At 68.0% G+C, this 22,418-nt stretch carries 13 protein-coding genes; 6 read left to right on the top strand and 7 right to left on the bottom strand.

The window, feature by feature from the left end:
* Nucleotides 1–57 precede the first annotated feature (57 nt).
* The 5 genes from AC4GYY_RS10230 to AC4GYY_RS10210 all read left to right on the top strand — a co-directional run bounded on the left by AC4GYY_RS10230 (nt 58) and on the right by AC4GYY_RS10210 (nt 7,450).
* Nucleotides 58–3,249 carry a TonB-dependent receptor gene (locus AC4GYY_RS10230; RefSeq protein ID WP_491120297.1) on the top strand — a complete coding sequence of 1,064 codons (3,192 nt, stop codon included), beginning with the start codon at nt 58–60 and terminating at the stop codon, nt 3,247–3,249.
* Nucleotides 3,250–3,372: 123 nt separating this feature from the next.
* Entirely contained in the window at nt 3,373–4,086 is a 714-nt protein-coding gene (locus tag AC4GYY_RS10225) for a SapC family protein (protein ID WP_491120295.1), read from the top strand.
* Nucleotides 4,083–5,114 carry a cupin-like domain-containing protein gene (locus AC4GYY_RS10220; protein WP_491120294.1) on the top strand — a complete coding sequence of 344 codons (1,032 nt, stop codon included), beginning with the start codon at nt 4,083–4,085 and terminating at the stop codon, nt 5,112–5,114. The genes AC4GYY_RS10225 and AC4GYY_RS10220 overlap by 4 nt, the downstream gene beginning before the upstream one ends.
* On the top strand, nt 5,111–6,601 hold the full coding sequence (locus AC4GYY_RS10215) for a tryptophan halogenase family protein (RefSeq protein ID WP_491120292.1): 1,491 nt from the start codon (nt 5,111–5,113) through the stop codon (nt 6,599–6,601). Before AC4GYY_RS10220 ends, AC4GYY_RS10215 begins: the two co-directional genes overlap by 4 nt.
* A 117-nt stretch (nt 6,602–6,718) precedes the next feature.
* Nucleotides 6,719–7,450: a Crp/Fnr family transcriptional regulator gene (locus AC4GYY_RS10210; RefSeq protein WP_491120290.1), complete on the top strand. Its 732-nt coding sequence runs from the start codon at nt 6,719–6,721 to the stop codon at nt 7,448–7,450.
* Here AC4GYY_RS10210 and AC4GYY_RS10205 read toward each other — a convergent pair.
* From AC4GYY_RS10205 to AC4GYY_RS10190, 4 genes are all read right to left on the bottom strand, one after another.
* On the bottom strand, nt 7,447–8,949 hold the full coding sequence (locus AC4GYY_RS10205; RefSeq protein WP_491120289.1) for a tryptophan halogenase family protein: 1,503 nt from the start codon (nt 8,947–8,949) through the stop codon (nt 7,447–7,449). The two genes, AC4GYY_RS10210 and AC4GYY_RS10205, sit on opposite strands and share 4 nt — an antisense overlap.
* Before the next feature lie 93 nt (nt 8,950–9,042).
* Entirely contained in the window at nt 9,043–12,006 is a 2,964-nt protein-coding gene (locus AC4GYY_RS10200) for a TonB-dependent receptor (protein ID WP_491120287.1), read from the bottom strand.
* A gap of 174 nt (nt 12,007–12,180) precedes the next feature.
* The gene (locus tag AC4GYY_RS10195) at nt 12,181–12,855 is read right to left on the bottom strand and encodes a DUF6445 family protein (protein WP_491120285.1); all 675 of its coding nucleotides are present in this window, start codon (nt 12,853–12,855) and stop codon (nt 12,181–12,183) included.
* 23 nt (nt 12,856–12,878) lie between these two features.
* The gene (locus tag AC4GYY_RS10190; protein ID WP_491120283.1) at nt 12,879–15,371 is read right to left on the bottom strand and encodes a glycoside hydrolase family 31 protein; all 2,493 of its coding nucleotides are present in this window, start codon (nt 15,369–15,371) and stop codon (nt 12,879–12,881) included.
* A gap of 134 nt (nt 15,372–15,505) precedes the next feature.
* On the opposite strand from AC4GYY_RS10190, the gene AC4GYY_RS10185 reads away from it, so the two are divergent.
* Complete coding sequence (locus tag AC4GYY_RS10185) at nt 15,506–16,369, top strand: SMP-30/gluconolactonase/LRE family protein (RefSeq protein WP_491120281.1); 864 nt, start codon at nt 15,506–15,508, stop codon at nt 16,367–16,369.
* Here the strand turns inward: AC4GYY_RS10185 and AC4GYY_RS10180 are convergent.
* The 3 genes from AC4GYY_RS10180 to AC4GYY_RS10170 are packed head-to-tail and all read right to left on the bottom strand — an operon-like array spanning nt 16,366 to nt 22,377.
* Nucleotides 16,366–18,345, bottom strand: coding sequence for an MGH1-like glycoside hydrolase domain-containing protein (locus AC4GYY_RS10180; RefSeq protein WP_491120279.1), 1,980 nt, complete (start codon nt 18,343–18,345; stop codon nt 16,366–16,368). The two genes, AC4GYY_RS10185 and AC4GYY_RS10180, sit on opposite strands and share 4 nt — an antisense overlap.
* Entirely contained in the window at nt 18,323–19,405 is a 1,083-nt protein-coding gene (locus AC4GYY_RS10175; protein ID WP_491120277.1) for an arabinan endo-1,5-alpha-L-arabinosidase, read from the bottom strand. The genes AC4GYY_RS10180 and AC4GYY_RS10175 overlap by 23 nt, the downstream gene beginning before the upstream one ends.
* A 59-nt stretch (nt 19,406–19,464) precedes the next feature.
* Nucleotides 19,465–22,377, bottom strand: coding sequence for a TonB-dependent receptor (locus AC4GYY_RS10170; RefSeq protein WP_491120275.1), 2,913 nt, complete (start codon nt 22,375–22,377; stop codon nt 19,465–19,467).
* Between the last annotated feature and the right edge of the window lie 41 nt (nt 22,378–22,418).

Genomic DNA, 22,418 nt, shown 5'->3' with positions numbered 1-22,418 from the left:
CCGTTCATTTCCGACCGCGACAAACAGGGTGTCGAGGTCGTCTGGAGGAGGGGACACATGAAGGCGATCAACCTGGCAGCCGGGCTCGTACGCTCGGTCTCGGTCGTGGCGCTTGCCGCCGGCCTGACGATGCCGGCACTCGCGCAGGGCGACCCGCAACAGGGCACGCCGGGCGCCGACACCAGCGCGTCCACGCCTCCGGGCATCGAGGCGGGCGCCTCCGCGACCAACGCGCAGCCCGATCAGCCCGCCGCGGACGACACCAGCAACGACGTCGTGGTCACCGGGATCCGGGCCTCGCTCGAACGGTCGATCGCGATCAAGCGCGACTCGAACGGCGTCGTCGACGCGATCTCGGCCGAGGACATCGGCAAGTTCCCCGACACCAACCTGGCCGAATCGCTCCAGCGGATCACCGGCGTCTCGATCAACCGCGTCAACGGCGAGGGCCAGCAGGTCACCGTCCGCGGCTTCGGCCCGGACTTCAACCTGGTGACGCTCAACGGCCGTACGCTGGCGACCTCGCTCGTCCCCGTGGTCGGCACGGACAATCCCTCGTCGGGCAACGGCCGCTCGTTCGACTTCTCGAACCTGTCGTCGGAAGGCGTGAAGACGCTGGAGGTCTACAAGACCGCGCGCTCCGCGGTGCCGAGCGGCGGCATCGGCGCGACCATCAATATCATCACGCGCCGGCCGCTCGACGCCGGCAACGTCGGCCTCAGCGGCAGCATCGGCGTCAAGGCGGATTACGACACCACCGTCGATCATTGCCTCGACTGCGGATCGCACGTCACCCCCGAGGCGACGGGCCTGATCTCCTGGACGAACCCCGACGCGACGTTCGGCGTGACGCTGTACGGCAGCTATCAGAAGCGCAACTTCTCGACGACGAGCGCCACCGCCAACGGTTGGGCCGTCCGTACGCTCGATGACTTCCTGTCCGATCCCTCGCTGGTGAAGCCGGGCGCGGTCATCAACAACGCGCCGGGCGCCGGCGGCACCCTCGTGTCCTACGCCGATTCGGACGCGCGCTATCACTTCTCGGAGAACAACCGCGAGCGGCTGAACGGCCAGGCGGTGGTCCAGTTCAAGCCGACCGACACGCTGACGCTGACCGCCGACGCGCTCTATGCGCGCCAGACCGCCAAGGAGCGCCGTTCGGACAGCTCGATCTGGTTCAGCCATCCGTTCGACGAGGTGACCTTCACCAATCCGGACCACGGCGTCGTCACCGCGGTGTACACGCATGAGACCAACGACGGGCAGAACGGCAATCCGGGCGGTCCCAAGGACATCGCGTTCGAGAACCAGTATCGCGCGCAGAAGAACGAGTTGCAGGACTATGGCCTCAACGCCAAGTGGGAGGCGACCGATCGGCTGACCTTCACGGTCGACGGCCATTACAGCAAGGCGTCGAGCGTGCCCGACAACCCGCTGGGCATGAGCCAGACCGCGGTCGGCCTCGCCGCCAACGTCGTCGCCGAGCACGGGCTCGACTTCTCGAGCGGGTTCCCGGTCGCCAACTGGACGCTGAACGACGCCGTCAACGGCAACGGCAACGGCGAGCTCGACAGCGGCGACGTCAGCAGCACGGTGTCGAACAACTTCACCGGCAGCCAGCGCCAGACCGTCAAGGAGGCGCGCATCGACGGCGCCTGGGACCTGGGCGGCGGCAGCCGCCTCGATTTCGGCGCCGACTACCGCGACGCGCGCACCAACTCGCGCACGACCACCACGCGCGCGATCCTGGGCGACTGGAGCGCCGCGCATCCGGGCGACGCCGATTCGGTGCTGTCGAACGGCCTGCAGACCTACTGCCTGCTGTGCCGCTTCGACCATTACGATCCGCAGGCGAGCGGGCAGGAGCTGGTCGCCTTCCGCGGCGACGCCACCAAGCTCTTCACCGGCTTGTTCAACCTCTACAATCCGCCGCTCCAGGTCCTTTCGGACACCAACGACACGATCAAGGAGAAGATCTGGGCGGCGTACGGCCAGGCGACGTGGAACGGCGAGCTTGCGGGGCTGCGGGCCCAGCTGGTCGCGGGGCTGCGCTACGAGCATACCGACGTGACCTCGGCGTCGACCTTCGCACTGCCCAGCGCGGTGATCTGGCAGGGCGACAACGACTTTGCGCTGACCACCTCGGGCAGCCAGAGCTACAGCGCCAAGGGCAGCTACGACAATCTGCTCCCGGCGATGGACTTCCGCGTCAACTTTACCGACAAGCTGGTGGGCCGTTTCTCCTTCGGCAAGACGATCGCGCGGCCGACCTACGACAATCTGTTCGCGGTCACCGGTGTCGGTTCGCCCAACCGGCCGACCTACTTCGGCAACAGCGAGCCGACCGCCACCTTCGGTAGCCCGGGGCTGCAGCCACTGATCTCCGACAACATCGACGTGTCGGCAGAATGGTATTTCAAGAAGGACAGCTACCTGTCGTTCGGCTTCTTCGACAAGCGGGTGCAGAACTTCATCGGCAACGACACGACGACCGAGACGATCTTCGGGCTGCGTGATCCGAGTTCGGGCGCTCCTGGCACCCGTTCGGGCGATGCGGTCGCGGCGCTCAACGCGCTAGGCGTGCCGATCGACGAGGCGAGCCTGTTCACGATGACGGCACTGATCGACAATCGGCCGTCGGTCGCCGCCGCGCAGGCCGAATTCCAGGCCAACCTGGGTAACCTCGCCAACTTCGAACAGTCGATCTTCACCCAGTACGACATCACCGCGAACGCGAACGATCCGTACTTCAACTACCAGGTGACGCGCCCGGTCAACAACAAAAGCGCCCACATCTACGGCTTCGAGGTCGCGGGTCAGTACTTCCTCGGCGACACCGGCATCGGCGTCTCGGGGGCCTACACCCATGTCGAGGGTGACATCGGCTTCAACGTCTCGGCCCCGCCGGGCACCACGCAGTTCGCGCTGCAGGGTCTGTCCGACACCGCCAACGCGACGCTGATCTACGACAAATACGGGATCTCGGCGCGGCTGGCGTACAACTGGCGCGACAAGTTCCTGGCGAGCGCGAACCGCGGCGACGTGGCGCGCAACCCGACCTTCGTCGCGCCCTTCGGCCAGCTCGACGTCAACCTGAGCTACGACATCACGCCGCAGATCGCGGTGACGGTGGAGGGCATCAACCTGACGAAGGAAACGCTCAAGACCTACTCGCGCGAAGAGCACAGCATCTGGTTCGAGCAGGAGATCGGCTCGCGCTTCCTGTTCGGCGCGCGCTTCCGCTTCTAACCGGGGGCGGGCCATGGCGGAGGGGAACGCGGCTTGCCGCGACCGTCATGGCCCGATACCCCTCCGGTCCGCGGCGCGTCGGTGCTTCGGCCGAGCCGCGCCGCAATCGGCCGGGACGCGCCAATGACCAGGGTTGTATTGCTCAACAACGTCGATCATGCCGGCTTGCGCGTGCGCACCGGTCACGGTGCGGCGTTCGGCGACGATCTGAACCAGGCCTTGGTCTTCCCAAGCGAGTTCGAGGAGGTCCAGCGCGAGTATCCTATCGTCTTCCGCCAGGACGAGGGCGGCGACCTCAGGTCCTTCGCGCTGCTCGGTCTCGACCCGCGCGAGAATCTGTTCCTGAGCGAGAGCGGGTGGGACGCGCGCTTCGTCCCCGCGGTCCTGCGACGCGGACCGCTGTCGATCGCTGCGGGGTCGTCCGATGCCGCGGCAGGGCCGGTGATCAACGTCGATCTCGATCACCCACGGATCAGCGAGGACGAGGGCGAGCCGCTGTTCCTCCCACACGGCGGCAATGCGCCGCTGCTCGAACGTATGGCGGATGCGCTGCGGATCATCCACGAGGGCGCGTCGGCGATGCGCGCGCTTGCGTCGGCGTTGGGCGACGCCGGACTGCTCCAGCCTGTGACGCTCGACGTCGAGATCGGGGACGGACGTCGCTACGCCGTTGCCGACGTGGTCATCGTGTCTCGCGAGGCGCTGGCTCGGCTTGATGCGGCGACGGTCCACCGGCTCAACCGCGACGGACACCTGCCGCTCGCGGTGCTCGCGGCGGCGTCGCTCGGCAACATCGGCCGGCTGGCGGCGATGAAGCGGGACAAGGACGCTGGATGACCCCGGCTCCGCGTCCGGTCCGCGTGATCGAGCGGCTTGCGCCCGGCGACCTTCCGATCGCCGAGCTGCTCGCGGCGGGCGAGCCCGCAATCCTCAAGGGCGTCGTGTGCGACTGGCCCATGATGGCGGAGGGCGCGCGATCGCCCGCGGCGGCCGCCGACTACCTGAAATCGTTCTCCTCGGGTCGCCCGGTGGTCGGGTCGACGGCACCGCCTGAGGCGGGAGGGCGCTATTTCTACGAACCGGGTCTGACCAAGCTCAACTTCACCCCGTCCCGCGTCCAGCTCGACGCCTATCTCGACCAGATCATCGCGCACCTGGACGATCCCGCGCCGCCGTCCTTCTACGTCGGCTCGACCGATCTCGACACCTATCTGCCGGGCTTTCGCGACGCCAATGACCTTCGGCTTGCCGGCTCGGTCGCCGAGCCCGATCGGCTGCTGGTGAGCATCTGGATCGGCAATCGGACGATCGCCTCGACGCATTACGATCAGACCAACAACATCGCCTGCTGTCTGGTCGGGCGTCGCCGATTTACCCTGTTCCCCCCGGAGCAGGTGGCGAACCTCTATCCCGGCCCGCTCGAGCCGACGCCCGGCGGGCAGGTCGTCAGCCTGGTCGATCTGCGCGCTCCCGATCTCGATCGGTATCCGCGGTTCGCCGAGGCGCTGGCGGCCGCCCAAGTCGCCGAGCTGGAGCCGGGCGACGCGCTCTTCTACCCGGCGATGTGGTGGCACAATGTCGAGGCGCTCTCGCCCTTCAACGTCATGGTCAATTACTGGTGGAACGACGCCCCGCCGTTCCTGGACACCCCCGCCGACACGATGCTCCACGCCATGCTGACGCTGCGCGACCGCTCTCCGGCCGAAAAGGCGGCGTGGCGCGCGCTGTTCGACTATTACATCTTCGGCGAGTCCGCGCAGCCCGTCGCGCATCTGCCGGAAGCCGCGCGCGGACCGCTTGCGCCGCTCGACGAGATCGGCGCGCGGCGGCTGCGAGCCTATCTCCTGCACAGGCTCAACCGATGACCCAAGCTCCTCCCCCCGTTCGTGTGGTCGTCGCCGGCGGAGGCACCGCGGGCTGGCTCGCCGCGACGGCCCTGGTCAAACAGCTCGGGCCGCTGGTCGACGTGACACTGATCGAATCGGACGAGATCGGCACCGTCGGGGTCGGCGAATCCACCATCCCGACGACGCGGACGTTCCACCAGCTGATCGGCGTCGAGGAACGGGACTTCGTTCGGGCCACGAACGCCACGTTCAAGCTGGGCATCTCGTTCGAAGGCTGGCGGCTTGCGGAGGACCGCTACTTCCATCCGTTCGGCACGATCGGCCGATCGGTGATGCTCGCCGATTTCCAGCATTTCTGGCTGGAGGGACGGGCGTCCGGCGTCGCGGGCGAATATTGCGACTATTCGCTCGAGGCGCAGGCGGCGCTCGCGGGCAAGTTCGCGAGCGGAGACACGTCGCCGCTCGCTTATGCCTATCACCTCGACGCGACGGCCTATGCGAAGTTCCTGCGCGCCATCGCCGAGCCCGCCGGCGCCAAGCGCCGCGAGGGGCGGATCGAACGGGTCGAGCTCGACCCGGCAAGCGGCGCGATCGCCGCGCTGCACCTCGCCTCCGGCGAGCGCGTCGGGGGCGATCTGTTCCTCGACTGCACCGGCTTTCGCGCGCTGCTGATCGGGCAGGCGCTGGGGGTGCCGTTCGAAGACTGGAGCCACTGGCTGGCGAGCGACAGCGCCTTCGCGGTGCAAAGCGAGAGCGCCGGCCCGCCGGTCCCCTACACCCGCGCGATCACCCATGAGGCCGGCTGGCGCTGGCGCATCCCGCTCCAGCACCGCGTCGGCAACGGGATCGTCTTCGCCAGCGGGTTCATGGAGCAGGACACGGCGCGCGAAACGCTGCTCGCCTCGCTCGACGGCGCGCCGCTCTTCGACCCGCGGCTGATCCGGTACACGACGGGGATGCGGCGCGAGCATTGGGCCAAGAACTGCATCGCGCTTGGCCTCGCGGGCGGATTCATCGAGCCGCTGGAATCGACCAGCATCCATCTGGTGATGATCGCGGTGACGCGGCTGATCCAGCAATTCCCGTTCACCCGCGATCACGCTGCGCTCGCCCAGCGCTTTAACGCCCAGGCGCGCGCCGAATGGGAACATGTGCGCGACTTCATCATCCTCCATTACCACCTCACCCAGCGCCAGGAGCCGTTCTGGCGGCGCTGCGCCGACATGCCGATCCCCGACAGCCTTGCCGAGCGGATCGCGCTGTTCGCGGAAAGCGCGATGGCGCACCAGGACGGGCACGAGATCTTCCGCGTCGACAGCTGGACGTCGGTGATGCTGGGGCAGGGGATCGTCCCCCGATCGCACCACCGGCTCGCGGCGATGCTGCCGCAGCACGCGCTCGCCAAGTCGCTGACGGACCTGCGCACCGGCATGGCCCAGACGCTGCGTGCGATTCCGGCTCACGGCGACTATCTCGCCCGGATCGCGGTCGACATGCGTCTTTGATGCGGTTTTAAACCTGCATCAAAGACGCGGTCGCGCGTCCCAGGCAACGCCTTGGCTCCTGAACAACGCGCGTCGAACTTCCATAAGGTCGGCGGGCGGCGGTGCGACGGGGGACGAGTGACCGCGAACGATGACGACGTTTTCAACCGGGTGATCCGCAGGCTGTCATGCCTCGCTCCGCTGGACGACGAGGACCGAGCCGCCATCCGCGCCTTGCCCTTCAAGCTCCGCACCTTCGCGGCCAATCAGATGCTGGTGCGCGAAGGCGAGCGCGTCGCGACCTGCGCCGTGCTGCTGAGCGGATACACCTGCCGTCACAAGACCACGTCGCAAGGGGCGCGGCAGATCGTCTCCTTCCACCTGCCGGGCGACATCCTCGATCTCGACCAGATGCTGCTCGCGAAGGCGGACCACACCTTGCAGGCGATCACCGAAGGAGTTGTGGCGTGGGTGCCCGACGCCGACCTGCGCCAGCTGATCCGCGAACGGCCCTGCGTCAACGAGGCGCTGTGGCGCGCCACGCTGATCGATGCCTCGATCTTCCGCGAATGGGTGCTCAACGTCGGGCGGCGCGACGCCAGATCGCGGATCGCGCATATGCTGTGCGAGTTCGCCGCGCGGCGCGAGGCGGCGGGGCTCGGCAGTCCCGAGCGGTTCGAGCTGCCGATGACGCAGGAGCAGATCGGCGACGCGACCGGCCTCACCTCGATCCATGTCAACCGGATGCTCCGGGACCTGGCCCGCGACGGCGTGATCGCGCGCGACCGGCGCGACGTGTCGATCACCGACTGGGCGCGATTGCGCCGGATCGGTGGCTTCGATCCCGCCTATCTCCACGCCGCCGCTTAGGCTGGACGCGCGGCGCAGGTCCGGGCGATGAACTCGGCGTGGGTCGGCCACTGCGCCACCTCGCGCCGATAGAGCCCCTCGATCGTCCGGAGGTATTCGGCAAGGTCCTTCTCGGGAATGGCGTCGGCGAGCGGGTGCCAGCCCGCGGTCGCGACCCCTTGTCCGGCCAGGACCTGGAGCCAGCCGACCTCGGTGAACAGCTCCTCATGCTCCCGGACGATCTGGCCCTTGCCGCGCCAGAGATCGAGCTTGGCGGCGAGCGTGTCGGGCGGCGGCGTCTCCCGGCGTTCGCGCCAGAAGGGCTCGTCGCGCTCGTTCGCCAGATAGTGGAGAATGATGAAGTCGCGGATCCGCTCGATCTCGAAATCGGTCTGACGGTTGTATTCGCGCCGTTCGGCAGGGTCGACCTTGGCACCGGGAAGCAGCTTGAGGAGGCGCGCGATCGCGGCCTGTATCAGGTGGATGCTGGTCGACTCGAGCGGTTCGAGGAAGCCGCCCGCGAGGCCGATGGCGACGACGTTGTGCGACCAGGCCGCTTGCCGACGACCCGCGGTGAAGCGCAAGGGACGGGGGTCGGCGAGCGGCCGGCCTTCGAGGCTGGCGAGTAGCGCCCCCCGCGCGGCGTCGTCGCTCCAGTGCGCGCTCGAATAGACCAGGCCGTTGCCCGTGCGATGCTGGAGCGGGATGCGCCACTGCCACCCCGCTTCCCGCGCAATGGCGCGGGTGTAGGGCTTGGGCAGTCCCGCGTTCTCGGTCGGGACGGCCCAGGCGCGGTCGCAGGGGAGCCAGTGCGACCAGCTCTCGAATCCGACGCCGAGCGTCTCGCCGATCAGCAGCGCGCGGAAGCCGGTGCAGTCCAAGAAGATCTCGCCCGCCACCCGCTCGCCGGATTCGAGGTGGAGCGCGGCGAGATCGCCGGAGTCGCCGTGCTGTTCGACCCGCACGATCCTGCCCTCTGTCCGCTCGACCCCGCGCAGCTCGGCGAAGCGGCGGAGATAGCGGGCGTAGAGGGTCGCGTCGAAGTGGAAGGCGTAAGGGAGCGGCGGGATCGTCGGCGCGGTCACGGGATCGCCGCGGTGCATCCGTTCCGCGCGGGCAGCGATGTCGTTGAGCGTGTAGTGTGAAAGCGGTCCGGCGAAGCCCGCGGCGCGGGCGCGCAGCCAGTAATGCTGGAAGGCGATCAGTCCGACGTCGCGGCCGACATCGCCGAAGGCGTGAAGGTACGCCTCGCCCGGCCGGCGCCAGCCGTCGAACTCGATCGCGAGCTTGATCGTCCCCTGCGTGGCGCGGAGGAGGGCGTCTTCATCCAGGCCGAGCCCGGCGTTGAACAGGCGAATCTGCGGAATCGTCGCCTCGCCGACGCCGACGGTCCCGATCTCCTCGGACTCGACCAGGCGAACGCGGTAGCCGCTCTCGAGGAACTGGCCGAGCGCCGCGGCGGCCATCCACCCGGCGGTGCCGCCCCCGGCGATGACGATGGTGACGGGGGGCTGGTCCATCGGCAGCCTCTTCCTCGCTTTCGCTCCGAAAAAGAAGGCCGCCGCCCCGAATACGCGCGGGCGGCGGCCGAGTGTCCGATCCGGAGGGGTGGATCAGAACTTGTAGCCGACCCCGATATAATAATCGCGGCCGTAACGCTGATAATCGATCACCTGACGCTCGTCGTTGTTCTGGTAGGTGATGAAGGGGGCGTCGGTGAGGTTCTTTCCCTGGACCAGGATGGAGAGGCCCTTGAGGAAGCCCTCCTGGAACTCGTAGCCGATCTGCGCATCCAGGATGCCTTCCGGCCGCACCTGACGATACGTCGGGTTCGCCGAGAGGCCGGCGACTTCGCCGAGGAAGGTCGAGCGGAAGCGATAGTTGGCGCGCAGCTGGAAGCCGTTCTTCTCGTAATAGGCCGTGCCGCTGGCGACCCAGTCGGACAGGCCCGGCAGCGTGATCGGCGCCGGGTTCTTGGCGTAGGTGATCTCGGACTTGGTATAGTTGGCGGTCGCGAACACGCCGAAGCCGTCGAGCGCGTTCGAGAACAGCTTGAACGGAAGCGAGGCGGTCATCTCAAGACCGAGCAGATAGCCGTTGCCGTTATTCACCGGGCGCGTGATCTGACCGATCTGCTGCCCGCTAGCGATGATCGCCGCCTGCTGCTCCGCCGAGAGCGTGCCCACAAGCGACGAGAAGTCCTGCGCCAGCGTGTTGGTCGGATTGACGAAATCGGTCAGGTTCTTGAAATAGCCCGACAGCGCCAGATAGCCGCCGCCGTTGAAGTACTTCTCGAACGAGAGATCGATGTTGGTGGATTGATACGGTTTCAGCGAGACGTTGCCGCCGTTGGAGGTGAACACCGGGTTGAGGTCGAACGGCGCGACGCCGATGTTGGCGATGTTGATGGTGACGTCCTGGGTCACCCGCTCCTGGTCGAGCCGCGGACGGACCATCGTCTGCGACGCCCCGAGCTTGATGAAGCCGCTGGGGATCACTTCCAACGACATCGTGCCCGAAGGCAGGACGTTGGTGTAAACCTCCCTCTCGCGGGCGGGAGCGATCAGGACCACGCCGTCGACGACGCCGGCGACCTGGCCGACCGAGCTCTGGTCGGTGCGAACTACCTGGAGACCCAGCGAGCCCTTCAGGTTCCTGCCGCCGACTTCGCCGTCGAGCGTCAGCTTGGCGTAGCCCGTCCAGATCTTCTCGGTCACGGTGTTGTCGCGGACGAGCGAGCCCGGACGACCGTCGTACGCCGCCGTGAGCGAGTTATTGTAAAGGTAGAGCGGATCGAGCGCGAGCACCGCGGGCACACCGAGGTAATCGAGCGGGATGTTCTCGCCCAGGATCGCCTGCTCGGGCACCGCGAGCGAGGTCACCGCGCTGCCGGCCACGCTGCAGTCCGCGTTCCCGCCGTTGGGGCAGAGGAAGTAGGACTGGTAAGCGCTGGTCTTCTTGCGCTGAGAATAGTTGGCGCCGACCTCCCAGCTCTTCATGATCCCCGAATCGATCTCGCCGTTGAAGCTGGCGCGCAGCGACTTCAGGTCGTCCTTGAAGCTCGGTCGGTTGAGGAAGCCGGCCTGGACCACCGGCGCGACGCCATTGTAGCCCCAGCCCTGCGGATCGGTGAGCTTGAAGATGCTGGTATCGGTATAGTCCAGCGTCGGCACCAGGCGAGTGATGCCGTCCGACCGATGGGTCGCGGTGACGGTGTCGTCGGGGCCGCCCTTCTGGTAGCCGGTGCCGGTGTAGGTCTCGAGCAGAAAATCGGTCCGGGTCGCGCGGCTCCAGCTGGCATCGACGTTGAAGTGCACGCGGTCCGACAACGCGAAATCGTTGTTCCAGCCAAACGAGAAGTTCTCGGCCGTGCGCTTGTTATAGTCGTTGCGCTGAATGCCGTGAACGCCGTTGAAGGTCACGTCGTCGGCGAAACCGTCCGTGACCGAGTTCACGGTGATGTTGTCCGGGCCGACGTTGCCAGCGAGCGGGAACTCGATCCCGCGCAGGTGCTGCTCCTCGGTGAAGTGCGAGTAGAGCGCGTCGAAGGTCGAGTGGAAACGATCCGACGGGTTCCACTCCAGCGTTGCGACCGCGCCGTAGCGGCGCAGCTCGTTCGACTGGACATAGGGCTTTGCGCCGCTGATCACGTACGGGTCGGCGGCGGTGCCGGCGCCGTTATAGCCCCAGGCGTTGAACCGCTCGTCCTGCGAGGGGGTCTGGGTCGCCGAGACGCCGATCGCGACGCCGAACGTATCGTCGGCGAACTGGTCGACGTAGGTCGCCGAGGCGCGGTAGCCATAGCGCGACGAATCCGGGTTGAGGTTGTCGATCCCGTTCATCTGGCCGCGCGCATTGAGCGCGATCACGCGCTTGTTGCTCGACAGCGGCCGCAGCATGCGCAGGTCGACCGTCCCCGCGATGCCCGCCGCGATCAGCGAGGCGTCGGCGGACTTGTAGACGTTGACGTTCTGGAAGAACTCGGACGGATATTGATCGTATTCGACGCCGCGATTGTCGCCGACGGTGACCTGCTCGCGGCCGTTGAGGAGCGTGGTCGAGAAGTCGGGGCCGAGGCCGCGGATCGACAGCCGCTGGTCGCGGCCCTCCAGACGCTGCGCGGTGACGCCGGGGATGCGCGCCAGCGAGTCCGCGATCGACACGTCGGGGAGCTTGCCGACGTCTTCGGCCGAGACCGAGTCGACGATCAGCGTGGCGTCGCGCTTGATCTTGGCGGAAGAGGCGAGCGAGGCGCGGATGCCGGTGACGACGATGTCGTCGGTCACGGGCGAGGCGTCCGCCGCGGGGGTGCCGATATCGGCCTGCGGCGCCGGCGCATCGGTCGCAGGACCAGTGGCGGCCGGATCGGGCTGAGCCGCCGACTGGGGACGGCCGTCGGCGGGAATCGGTGCGCTCTGGACCGAGGCCGCCGACGAGGGATCGGCGCTGGGCGAGCCGGGGTTCGGCGCCTCCTGCGCCTGAGCCGGGCCAGCGGCAAGCATCGCGCCCGCCAGCGTCAACGCGCTCGCCCGGGCCGCAAGTCGTGCCCGCGCCGAAAGCTTCACCGATGCCGTCATCTTGGTCCTCCCCTGAACGCCGGCTCGCACGCACGTCGCGCGGCCGATCCTGGTCGTTGTCACATCCGCGCTTTAGGTCCGCGGCGAGCCTGGTGGGAAGAATGCCACATACGTATTCACTGGACGTTCACCGCCCGCGGCCCGGGTGCGTGGCGCGCGAGCAACAGTCGCGCGTCAGGCGCGGCCGTCTAGGAAGGTGTTGACCGTGAGCCGGCCTGACGCGGGATCGGCGGTGAGCGCCATTTCCGGCGGGATGAACGCGCAGTGGAGGGTGTTCGAGCGGTAGAGGAGCGCGCGGTTGAAACGGCCGCGGTGGAGCGCAAGTCGCTCGTAGACCGGCGTGTCGCCGCCGATGTATCCGGCATCGGGCAGACCGTGACGCTTCAGATCGGCGTCGAGCGCGGCGCGGTAGGCGGGGAGGCGCGCGGCGTCGACGCTCTCGAACCCGGTCGTGCGGTGCCGATAGAAGGCGGTGCCGCTGGTCTCGTCGCGGGCGAGGAAGTGAAGCAACGCAAGGCGGGTGGGCGAGACCTCGTCGAAATGGGGAAGACGCTGGATGGGCGCGAGATCGCGCGCGGGCGTCGTCACGAGCGAGTAGAAGGCGTCGACGGTCTCGAGCTCGGTCAGCCCGAACGTCTCGGCGGCGACCGGTGCGAGATCGGCGAGCAGCGAGCGAAGCATGGGCGCAGCGACGGGCGCGCGGACGCCGGGGTAATGCTCGCCGATCGGGCGGAAGGACAGGAACTCGGCGTCGTCCAGGAAGCGCTCGGGCGCGGGGGCGAAGCCGTCGATGACGACGACGGGTTGCCGCTCACGGCCATGGTGTCGGACGGTGAGGATCCAGCTCATCAGATGCCCTTGATCGCCGAGTTTCAGCCGATCGTCACCACCCTCGCCTGCAACTGGTCCGCGATGTCGAAGGTCAGCGTCTGCGCCGCCGCATCACTCTGCGCCGCGACGGTGTTCGCCCCGAGCCTGACCACGGCGGATCGGGTCATGCCGTGGACGACGACGCGCAGCTGCGACCACCAGGGCTTGAAGCTCCCCTCGCGCTTGGCGAACGTGATCGCCAGCCCGGTCGCAGTCCGCTGGCAGCGGATCGTCTGCCGTAGCAGGACGCCGCGGGTATAGGCCATCGAGTGGCCGTCATCGGCGTAGAGCACGCCTTCGCACCCCTCACCGGGATAGACGTGGAGTTCGAGCGGCCCGACCGGCGTCTCGGCGGTGGACTGCACCAGCGGTTGACGCGGGACGATGCTCCCCGCGCGGACATAGACCGGGAGGCGGTCGAGCCGCGGCGTCTCGCGCACCCGGTCGCCGATCGCGGTCGCCGCGCCGGTCGCCTGCGTCGCCGACTGGATCGGCCCGCGGCTCTCGATCGGGGTCGCGGCGACGGGCAGCCCGGTCCAATAGTCGAACCATCCGCCGCTGGGCAGGCAGACGTCATAGGCCTGCGGGCTCTCGGGCGAAGGCGGCGGCGCGATCAGCAGCGACCTGCCGAGCGTGAATGCCCAGCTCTGATCGCAGGGCAGTTTGGCCGCTTCGGGGTAATCGTACCACACCGGGCGCAGGATGGAGTCGCCGACGCGCGCGTTCTGGTCCGCCAGCGCGTACAGATACGGCATCAGCCGGTACCGTTCCTCGACGAAGCGGCGGCGGATCGCGAGATGGTCGGGGCCGTCGACCCAGGGCTCGACGCGCGGGGTGCCGGTCGCCGAGTGATCGCGGAACACGGGGTAGAACGCGCCGATCTGGAACCAGCGCGTCAACAGGTCGGCGCTCGGCCCGCCTGCGAAGCCGCTGACGTCGGCGGCGCTGTACGAGAAGCCGGACAGGCCGAGGTTGATGATCTGCTGCACGGACAGCTTCAGGTGATCCCAGGTCGCGCTATTGTCTCCGGTCCAGGTGACGGCGTAGCGCTGCCCCCCGGCGTAGCTCGCGCGGGTCATCACGAACGGGCGCTCGTTCGGGGCGAGCCGCGTCAACCCCTCGAACGTCGCGCGGGTGTTCTCCATTCCGTAGACGTTGTGGATCTCGCGGTGGTCGGCGCTGCGGGGGGCGAAATCGTCGGTGTCGATCCGGTGGACGGTGTCGAGCGGCATCGTCTTGGTCGGCGTCTCGAAGATCGCCGGCTCGTTCATGTCGTTCCAGGCGCCGGCGACGCCCATCGCCACCTGCTCCTTGAACAGCGAGCCATACCAGTCGCGCGTGCGCTTCTGCGTGAAGTCGGGGAAGGCGGAGGGACCGGGCCAGACCGGGGCGATATAGGTCGAGCCGTCGGGGTTCTTGACGAAGTGATCGCCCGCCTTGCCGCTATCGTAGGGCGGATAGGTCCCGTCCGGGCGGTTGGCGGCGGTGTGGAGATCGGTGATCGTCACCACCTTGAATCCGTCCTTGCCCATGTCGCGGATCAGCCCGGGCAGGTCGGGGTAGGCGGTCTTGTCGACGGTGAAGGGCGTGTTCTTGTCGAGGAAGCCGATGTCGAGCCAGAGCACGTCGGTCGGCACCTTCGCGGCGCGCAGCCGCCCGGCAACGGCGCGCAGCTCGTCGGCGGTCATGTAGCTGTAGCGCGACTGTTGATAGCCGAGGGCCCATTGCGGCACGAGTGGCGCCTTGCCGGTCAGGTCGGTGTAGCGGCGGACGACCTCGGCGGTGGTCGGCCCGGCGATGACGTAATAGTCGATGGGGCCGTCCGGACCCGATATCTCCAGCACGCCGTCGGCCTTGTGGCCGAAGTCGAAGCCGGTCCGGAAGGTGTTGTCGAGGAACAGGCCGTAGCTGCCGCCCGCGCCACCCACCGCGACGAAGAAGGGGATCGATTTGTAGATCGGGTCGTCGGCCGAGGAGAAGCCGAAGGCGTCGGTGTTCCAGTCGACGAAGGCCTTACCGCGACGATCAAGCCCACCGGTCTTGTCGCCAAGGCCGAAGTAATGTTCGCCGAACGGCATGGTCTTCTTGAGCGAAAAGGCCGTGCCGTCGACCGCCGCGGCGGCGGCGTCGGCGACGATCGTCCTGCCCGCCAGATCGGCGACGGTGACCGCGAGCGTCGCCGGATCGACGTGGACCGCGATCTGCCTGGTCCGGAAGCCGTCCGCGGTCGGCGTGACCTGCACCCGCTGCTTGCGGGCCGAGGCAGCGACCGCCCAGCTCGCATCCTCCGGCAGGGCACCCGTCTTGCCGATGCGGAGGCGGATCACCGCGTCGGTCAGCGCGTCGACACGGAGCACCAGCGCGCCGCGCCTCAGCTCGAGCCCATCCTGGCCTGCGGTCATCGCAACCGTCCCCTGCGCCGGTGCCGGGGCCGCTCCGCCGACGAGGAGCGCGCTCAGCGCCAGCGCGCCCAGCAACGAACGACGGATCGGCATGCATGTATCTCCCGGCTGACCCGCATGCGTGTCGCACCGCTGCACCGTTCAGGGCAAGCGCGTGAGGTCATGAATACGTATGGAGCGCCGGCGGCGAACGCCGTAAGCAGGCTGCGAATAGTCGGAGTGATGATATGGTCGAGGCGACGCGGCTGCTGGAGATCGGCGCCGACTTGGGGGAGGGGCCGATCTGGATCGGCGATGCGCTCTGGTTCGTCGACATCAAGGGCCGCACGATCTTCCGCCACACGCCGGCGAGCGGCACGGTCGATCGCTGGTCTGCGCCGGAGTTCGTCGGCTGGGTGCTCCCCGCCAACGACGGCGCCTTGATCGCGGGGCTGAAATCCGGTCCGCACCGCTTCTCGCCCGAGACCGGCACGTTCGCGCGGATCGCCCAGATCGACGCCGAGCATCCCGCCAACCGGCTCAACGACGCGGCGGTGCATCCGTCGGGTCGGGTTTATTTCGGGACGATGGACAATGACGAGGCGTCCGCCACCGGCCGCGTGTTCGTCCTCGATCGCGGGGTGGCGACGTCGACGGTCGTCAACCCGGTCGTCATTACCAACGGCCCGGCGATCGCGCCGGACGGACGGCGGCTGTACCATGTCGATACCGTGGCGCGGACGGTCACCGCTTTTACCGTCGCGGCGGACGGCGCGCTTACCGCGCCCGCTCGCTTCCTGGAGTTCACCGGAAACGAAGGCTATCCCGATGGCGCGGTCTGCGACGCGGACGGGGGCGTATGGCTCGGTTTCTACGGCGGCGGGGCGGCGCGGCGGTACGATGCGCGCGGGCGGCTGACCGACGAGGTGCGCTTTCCCGTCGCGAACGTCACCAAGGTGGCGATCGGCGGCGCGGACGGTCGGACCGCTTACGCCACCACCGCGCGCCAGGGCCTGTCCGCGGAGGCGCTGGCCGCGCAGCCGATGGCCGGCGACGTCTTCACCTTCCCGGTCGTGGTCGGGGGCGCGCCGGCGGCGGTCGCGAACAGCTAGAACAGCTTGAGTTCGACCAGCCGGAAGCGCCCCGCGCCCCGCCCTTCCATCCGGACCCGGATGCGCTCGCCGACGACCGCAGGCCAGCGGAGTGGGGTCACTCCGTTGGCGATCGGTCGCGTCTCCGCAAGCGGCGTCCAGGCGGTGCCGCTCCAGCGTTCGACCACCACGTGCGTCGGCGCGACGAACGATGTCCCGTCGGCGGAGACGGCGAGTTCGGCGCGGGTCAGGCGTGTCGGCCGGCCGAGATCGACCGCGAACCATTCGTCGCGGCCCCCCGCCGACTCCCAGCCGTTCTTCGCCTCCGGGAAGAACCAGGTGCGGCCGTCGATCGCGTCGTGGAGCGCTTCGGGGTCGGGGTTGCTCGAGGCGCTCGCGCGCGGGAAGTCGCCGCGGACCAGCTGCACCGCGCGGTCGATCGGGCGGATCATCGGATCGGCGGTGGCGCGGGCGATCGGGACGATGATCCGCCGAAGAACCGGCGCCGAGGCGACCTCGCGCCCGTCGATCGACACGCGCAGGCCCTTGCCCGCGCGGTAATGCGCGCCATCGACGTCCCAGCGCACCGAGACGTCGTGACCGTGGTAGCGGACGCCGTCGACGGCGAACCAGCCGAGCGCCTGCGGCCCTCTTTCGGGAAACAGCGGATTGATCTCGAGCACGTCGTCGGCGCGCGGCCGGATGCCGACGACGCCGGTCATCACCAGGTCGATGAAGCCCGAGTGGAAGTAATGGTGGCTACGCGCCAGGCCGACGATCGGCTTGCCGGTTCCGGGGTCATAGTCCTCCTCCAGGTCGAGCCGGCCGTTCTGGAAGTGCATCCGTGCATATTGCCGGAGAAGGCGCGCGAAGTCGGCGCGGGTGACGACCGACTGGCGGTAATGATCGAGCAGGTTGACCATGCCCGTGAGCGCCTGGGTCGTCTGGAACGGCCAGACCGGGCCGTTCCACTGGCATTCGGGTGCGGTCCCTTCGTAGCGGTACTGGCGCATGTAATATTGGTACGATGGCCCGACGGTGCGCAATCCATGGGGCGCGGCGAACTCGTCGGGAGAGAGCAGCGCCCTCCATGCCGCGGCATGACCCGGCGTATCGTCGGGGAGGTCGAACGCCCAGGGCACGTATCCGACCAACTCGCGGCCGCGGATGAAATCCCAGGCGCGGACGTGATCGTTGGTCGCCTTGTAGCGATCGGTGAAGTGCCGGAGCGCGGGGTTCCAGAGGTTCGCCTGCACCCGAGTGCGGATCGCCTGGGCGCGTGCGGCATAATCGGCGGAGGCCGCCTCGTCGCCCGCGAGCGCGGTCAGCCGCGAGAGCGCGCGCGCCTGCGCGAACATGTAGCTGTTGATTGAGGGGCGGAAGGCGTCGCCGCCGCGGAACCCGTCCCTGCCGCCCGAGGCGTCGATCGAGGAGATCGTATATTCGGTCGCGTCGAGCAGGGGCTCGATCCAGTAGAGCCCGCGGGTGAAATCGAAATGGTCGTCCCAGGCGCCGTACAGGTGCCGGAGTGCGGAGAGATGCTTGAGCGCTTCGCCACGATCGCCGTCGACGAGGTAGCGGCTCCAGACGCTGTCGGCGATGTAATCGGTGAAATGCCGGTCGTCGCCGCCGGTCAGCATGTGATCGAGGTAATCCGCCGCGAACCGCCGATCGCGCAGCCAGCGGAGCTCGTTCAGGTGGAAGCCCGTCGCGTCGTTGAGCCCGGCATAAGGCTCACGCTGCCACGGCACGTCGTCGAGGAATTCGGTGGTGAGATAGCCGCTTGTCCCGAGATCGCGCTGGTGCGCGCGGACGATTGTCCAGCGATAGTCGTAAACGGCGTCGAGCTGGGGATCGGAGCTCTCGAACAGCGGCACGCGGCCGCGATACCAGTCGGCGTCGGCGCCGAAGCGGTCGGCATAAGGGTCGGCGAGCGCCGGCGTCGCGAGCGCCAGCGCCGCCGACAGCGCCGCCCTACTGCGCCACCGGCCAGCCATCGCCGTCCCATGCGAGGGGCTGAATCTGAAGCGTCGGCGCGCCGTTAGCCTGGGTGTCGTAGGCATGATAGACGATATAGTCGCCGTCGGCCTGCTGGAGGATCGCAACGTGGCCACGGCCGACGAAGCGGCTGCCGTCGCCCTGGCCGTTGGTGAGGACGATCGTGCCGCCGCCGCTCGTCATCGCCTTGCCGTCGCGGTCGACATAGGGGCCGTCGGGGGCCGAGGACCGACCCACAACGGTGTAATAGGTGCTCTTCGATCCCTGGCAGCAGGCGTCGAAGGACGCGAACAGATAATAATAGCTCCCATGACGGACGATGTAGGGCGCTTCGATCGCGTCGGGCGAGGCGCGTTGCGCCAGCGCGCGCGGGGCGGGATCGCCGGCGAGGCGCAGCCCCGTCGCGGGGTCGAGCCGGATGATCTTGAGGCCGGACCAATAGCTGCCGAACGCCAGCCACATCCGACCGTCGGCATCGGTGAAGGCCATCGGATCGATCGCGTTGAAATCGTCGGTCGTCTGCGACTGGATCACCGGTCCCTGATCGCGCCAGTTGGCGGCGGGGGCGGCGGGATCGACCCTGTCCGCGACAGCGAGACCAATCGCCGACTGGTTCTTCCCGAAGCTCGAGACCGCGTAGTAGAGCCGGTACTGGCTGCCGACCTTCGAGATGTCCGGCGCCCACATCCCGGCGGCGTCGGGCACCGCCGTCTTCACCCAGGCGGGCAGGGCGGTGAAGCTCGCGCCGCGCAGGGTCCAGGCATGGAGATCGGTCGAGGTGCGCAAGCCCAGCAGCCCCTCGCGGTCGCCGATATTGCCGGTCGCGAACAGGAGGTAGGTGCTCCCGTCCTTCAGGATCGCCGGATCGTGGACCGGGCTGATGTCGCCGGTGAGCGGGATCGAACTCGGGGTCGGCGTTGGAGTGGGCGTCGGTGACGGCGTCGGGGTCGGCGATGGGGTGGGCGTCGGCATGACGACCGGGGTGGTCGTCCCGCCCCCGTCCGATCCGCCGCAGGCCGAGACGAGAGCCAGCAGCGCGAGCGGGAAGATACGCTTCACAGCACAGGTCCTTCAAAACAAGATGGGCGGACCTTGCGGCCCGCCCAGTCGGAGGAAGCTCAGTTGAAGCTGTAGCGGACGCCGAGCGCGAAGGTCCTGGGGACCAGCACCGTGCCGAGGTTGAACTGATCGGCGTTCCCGACATCCCCGAACTTGTAATATTCCTGCTGCTTGAGCCGGAGGAGGTTCACCGCGTCGAAGGTCAGGCCCAGCCGGTCGGTCAGCTTGGCGGTCAGCTGGAAATCGAGGCTGCCCTCGGGACGCCGCCAGACACCCAGCGGGTTGGCGAACAGCCGCGCCTCGTACCGGACCTGCCACGCCTTGCGCCAGACGTAGGACAGACGTGCGCCGATCGGCCCGTTATCGTAGGCGAGGGTGGCGTTGTACGAGAAGTCCGAGACCCCGAAGAAGCCCGATTCCTGCTGGCCGACCTGCTGACCCGCGCCGTTGAAGATCGGCACGTTCTGCTTGGAATCGAGGATCGTGGCGCTGCCCTGGAAGCCCAGCCCATCGAGGAACCTGGGCAGATAGGTGGGGAAGTACGTCACCCCGATCTCCAGGCCCTTCAGGACGCCGTCGGAGGCGTTCGCCGGACGGCTGATCACGAAGTAATCGGTCGCCCCGGCGACGATGCCGTTGTTCGGGATGTACTCGAGCTGGCTGACGGGGACGACGAGACCCTGGATCTCGCGACGGAAACCGGTGACCGTGATCGCGCTGTTGCGATCGAAATACCATTCCGCGGCGACGTCGTAGTTCTTCGACGTGGTCGGCTGGAGATTGGCGGTACCCGCCGAGCCGCTGCCGTAGCCGACGTTGGTGAGATCCCCGGTCAGCGAGAAGTTCGGGTTGATGTCCGCGAAGTTCGGCCGGCGCACCGTTTCCCCGTAGTTGAACCGGAGGCGGACCTTCGGCGTGATCTCGTAGCGAGCTGTGAAGCTCGGCAGGAAGCGGCTCGAACCCGGCGACGAGCTCGAGACCGCGCCGCCGTTGAACCGATCGCGGAAGACCGCATCCGTATCGACCGAGACAAAGCGGACGCCGCCCTGGAGCTTGAGCGGCCGGCCGAAGATCGACAGCTCCGCATCCGCCTGGACGTAGGCGGCGAGGGTCACCTCGTCGATGTCGAACACCCGGGTGAGCGAGAGCTGATCCGAGGTCGCCAGTCCGTAGAGCGCCCGGATCTCGTCCCTGTGCGCGTAATTGTAATAGCCGTTGGGGAGCACCCAGGTGGTCGGGATGTCGGCGCGGCCTTCGAAGAAGTCCTTGTTGGTGAAGGTCGCCTCTTTCGGGAAGCTCGCGAGCGAGCGGCCGAGCGGCGCCGCGTCCGCGGTGCGGACGTCGCTCGACGCCTTGCGGTCGTCGAAGCGGAAGCCCGCCTTGATCTGGCGGAGGAAACCCTCGTCCCAGGTGTAGTTGCCCTCGAGCGTCCCGGTGATGGCGCTGCCCTTGTCGCGGCTCGAATTGTCGTAAAGCTGCGCCACGTTCCACTGCGCCGGATCGGTCAGCAGCGAATCGTCGTCGAAGTGGTAGGACGGGATGCCGCCGCCGGCGTTGAAGTCGGTGGTGATCTGGTTTGCCACCCGCTCGGTGCGCTGGGCGAAGAAGTTGGTCCGGTTCTCGCTGGTCTGGTAGGCCACGTCGGCGACGATGTTGCCGCGGCTGCCCAGGTCCCACTTGCCGTTCAGCGCGTAGACGAAGCTGTCGGTGCGGCTGTTGCCGTAGTCGGCGCTGTTGAAGCCGTAGACGCTGTTGGCGACGCGCGACTTCACGATGTTGGTGCCATCGTAAAGCTCCGGCGCCTGGGGGTTCGCCCAGAAGTCGACGAAGCTGAACTGCAGGCTGTTGAAGGTCTCCCCGCGGAACCCCGCGTAATAGACCTCCGCGGTATAGACCGAGCTGCTGTTGGGCGCCCACTGGAGCGCGGCGTTGACGGATGGGCGCTCGCGCTTGCCGTACAGGTCCGAGCTGAACACCGCGTCGCGCGACAGCCAATAGGGGGTCTCGACGCCGTTGACGCTCATCGTCGAACCCGCGGCGGTGGGAAGACCCGTCTCCGTCCCGACCTGCCAGTTGCCGAGGCCGGGCGTGTTGATGAACTCGCCCGTCAGCGGATTCGTCGGGGCGGGGAAGATACGCTGGAAGCCGGTCAGCCCGGATCCGGCGGGCGGAGCGAGCGTCGCGAACGGCACGAACGCGCCCGCGGTGGTCGACATCTGGCGGAACTTGGTCCGCGTGTAGCTGCCGTTCACCAGCAGGCCGATGTCGCCGATCCCGGTCTCCCAGCGGTCGCTGATGAGCAGCGCGCCGTTCGGGTTCACCTTGTCGGCTTCCTCGTCGTAGATCCCGCGGGCGAGCGCCGAAATCGCGAAGCCGTCGAAATCGAACGGGCGGCGGGTGACGACGTCGACCTGGCCGGCGAGGCCGGTCTCGATCTGCTCGGCGGCGCGGGTCTTGAACACGTCGACCCGCTTGACGAGGTTCGCCGAGATATCCTGGAGCGAGAACGACTGGCCCACGCCCGTGAAGATGTTGCGCCCGTTGAGCGTGGTCAGCGCGTCCGGAAGCCCGCGGATCTGGATGCCCGCCGCCTCGCCCTGGCCACGATCGGTGACCTGGATGCCGGTGACGCGCTGGAGCGCCTCGACGACGTTATTGTCCGGCAACTTGCCGACGTCCTCGGCCACGATCGAATCGACGATCTGGGTCGACTCACGGCGCCGGTTGATCGCGCCGACGATCGAGGCGCGGACGCCGGTGACGACGACATCGTCCTGCGCCTGATCCTGCGCGGGGGCATCGACCGCTCCCGTGGCATCACCCGAAGGCGTGCCGCCGGTGGTGTCGCCGGCCTGCTGCGCCGGGGTGCCGGGCTGGCCGGGCTGCTCGGAACCGGCCTGAGCGAACGCGGACGTCGCCGCCAGCAGCGACAGGACCGAAGCGGACGAGAGAATGAAAGTCTTGGGTGCCATGTTGATCCCCCCCATTGGCGGTCGAAGCCGATACGGACGTT

This window comes from Sphingomonas sp. SP6 (assembly GCF_058313435.1).
This window is presented reverse-complemented; position numbering and strand designations above follow the sequence as displayed.

What these genes read in the sequence shown, in the direction of transcription:
- AC4GYY_RS10225 (WP_491120295.1), top strand. Translation starts at nt 3,373, where the DNA reads ATGACCAGGGTTGTATTGCTCAACAACGTCGATCATGCCGGCTTGCGC.
- AC4GYY_RS10230 (WP_491120297.1), top strand. Translation starts at nt 58, where the DNA reads ATGAAGGCGATCAACCTGGCAGCCGGGCTCGTACGCTCGGTCTCGGTC.
- AC4GYY_RS10195 (WP_491120285.1), bottom strand. Translation starts at nt 12,855, where the DNA reads ATGAGCTGGATCCTCACCGTCCGACACCATGGCCGTGAGCGGCAACCC.
- AC4GYY_RS10220 (WP_491120294.1), top strand. Translation starts at nt 4,083, where the DNA reads ATGACCCCGGCTCCGCGTCCGGTCCGCGTGATCGAGCGGCTTGCGCCC.
- AC4GYY_RS10170 (WP_491120275.1), bottom strand. Translation starts at nt 22,377, where the DNA reads ATGGCACCCAAGACTTTCATTCTCTCGTCCGCTTCGGTCCTGTCGCTG.
- AC4GYY_RS10200 (WP_491120287.1), bottom strand. Translation starts at nt 12,006, where the DNA reads ATGACGGCATCGGTGAAGCTTTCGGCGCGGGCACGACTTGCGGCCCGG.
- AC4GYY_RS10185 (WP_491120281.1), top strand. Translation starts at nt 15,506, where the DNA reads ATGGTCGAGGCGACGCGGCTGCTGGAGATCGGCGCCGACTTGGGGGAG.
- AC4GYY_RS10215 (WP_491120292.1), top strand. Translation starts at nt 5,111, where the DNA reads ATGACCCAAGCTCCTCCCCCCGTTCGTGTGGTCGTCGCCGGCGGAGGC.
- AC4GYY_RS10205 (WP_491120289.1), bottom strand. Translation starts at nt 8,949, where the DNA reads ATGGACCAGCCCCCCGTCACCATCGTCATCGCCGGGGGCGGCACCGCC.
- AC4GYY_RS10180 (WP_491120279.1), bottom strand. Translation starts at nt 18,345, where the DNA reads ATGGCTGGCCGGTGGCGCAGTAGGGCGGCGCTGTCGGCGGCGCTGGCG.
- AC4GYY_RS10190 (WP_491120283.1), bottom strand. Translation starts at nt 15,371, where the DNA reads ATGCCGATCCGTCGTTCGTTGCTGGGCGCGCTGGCGCTGAGCGCGCTC.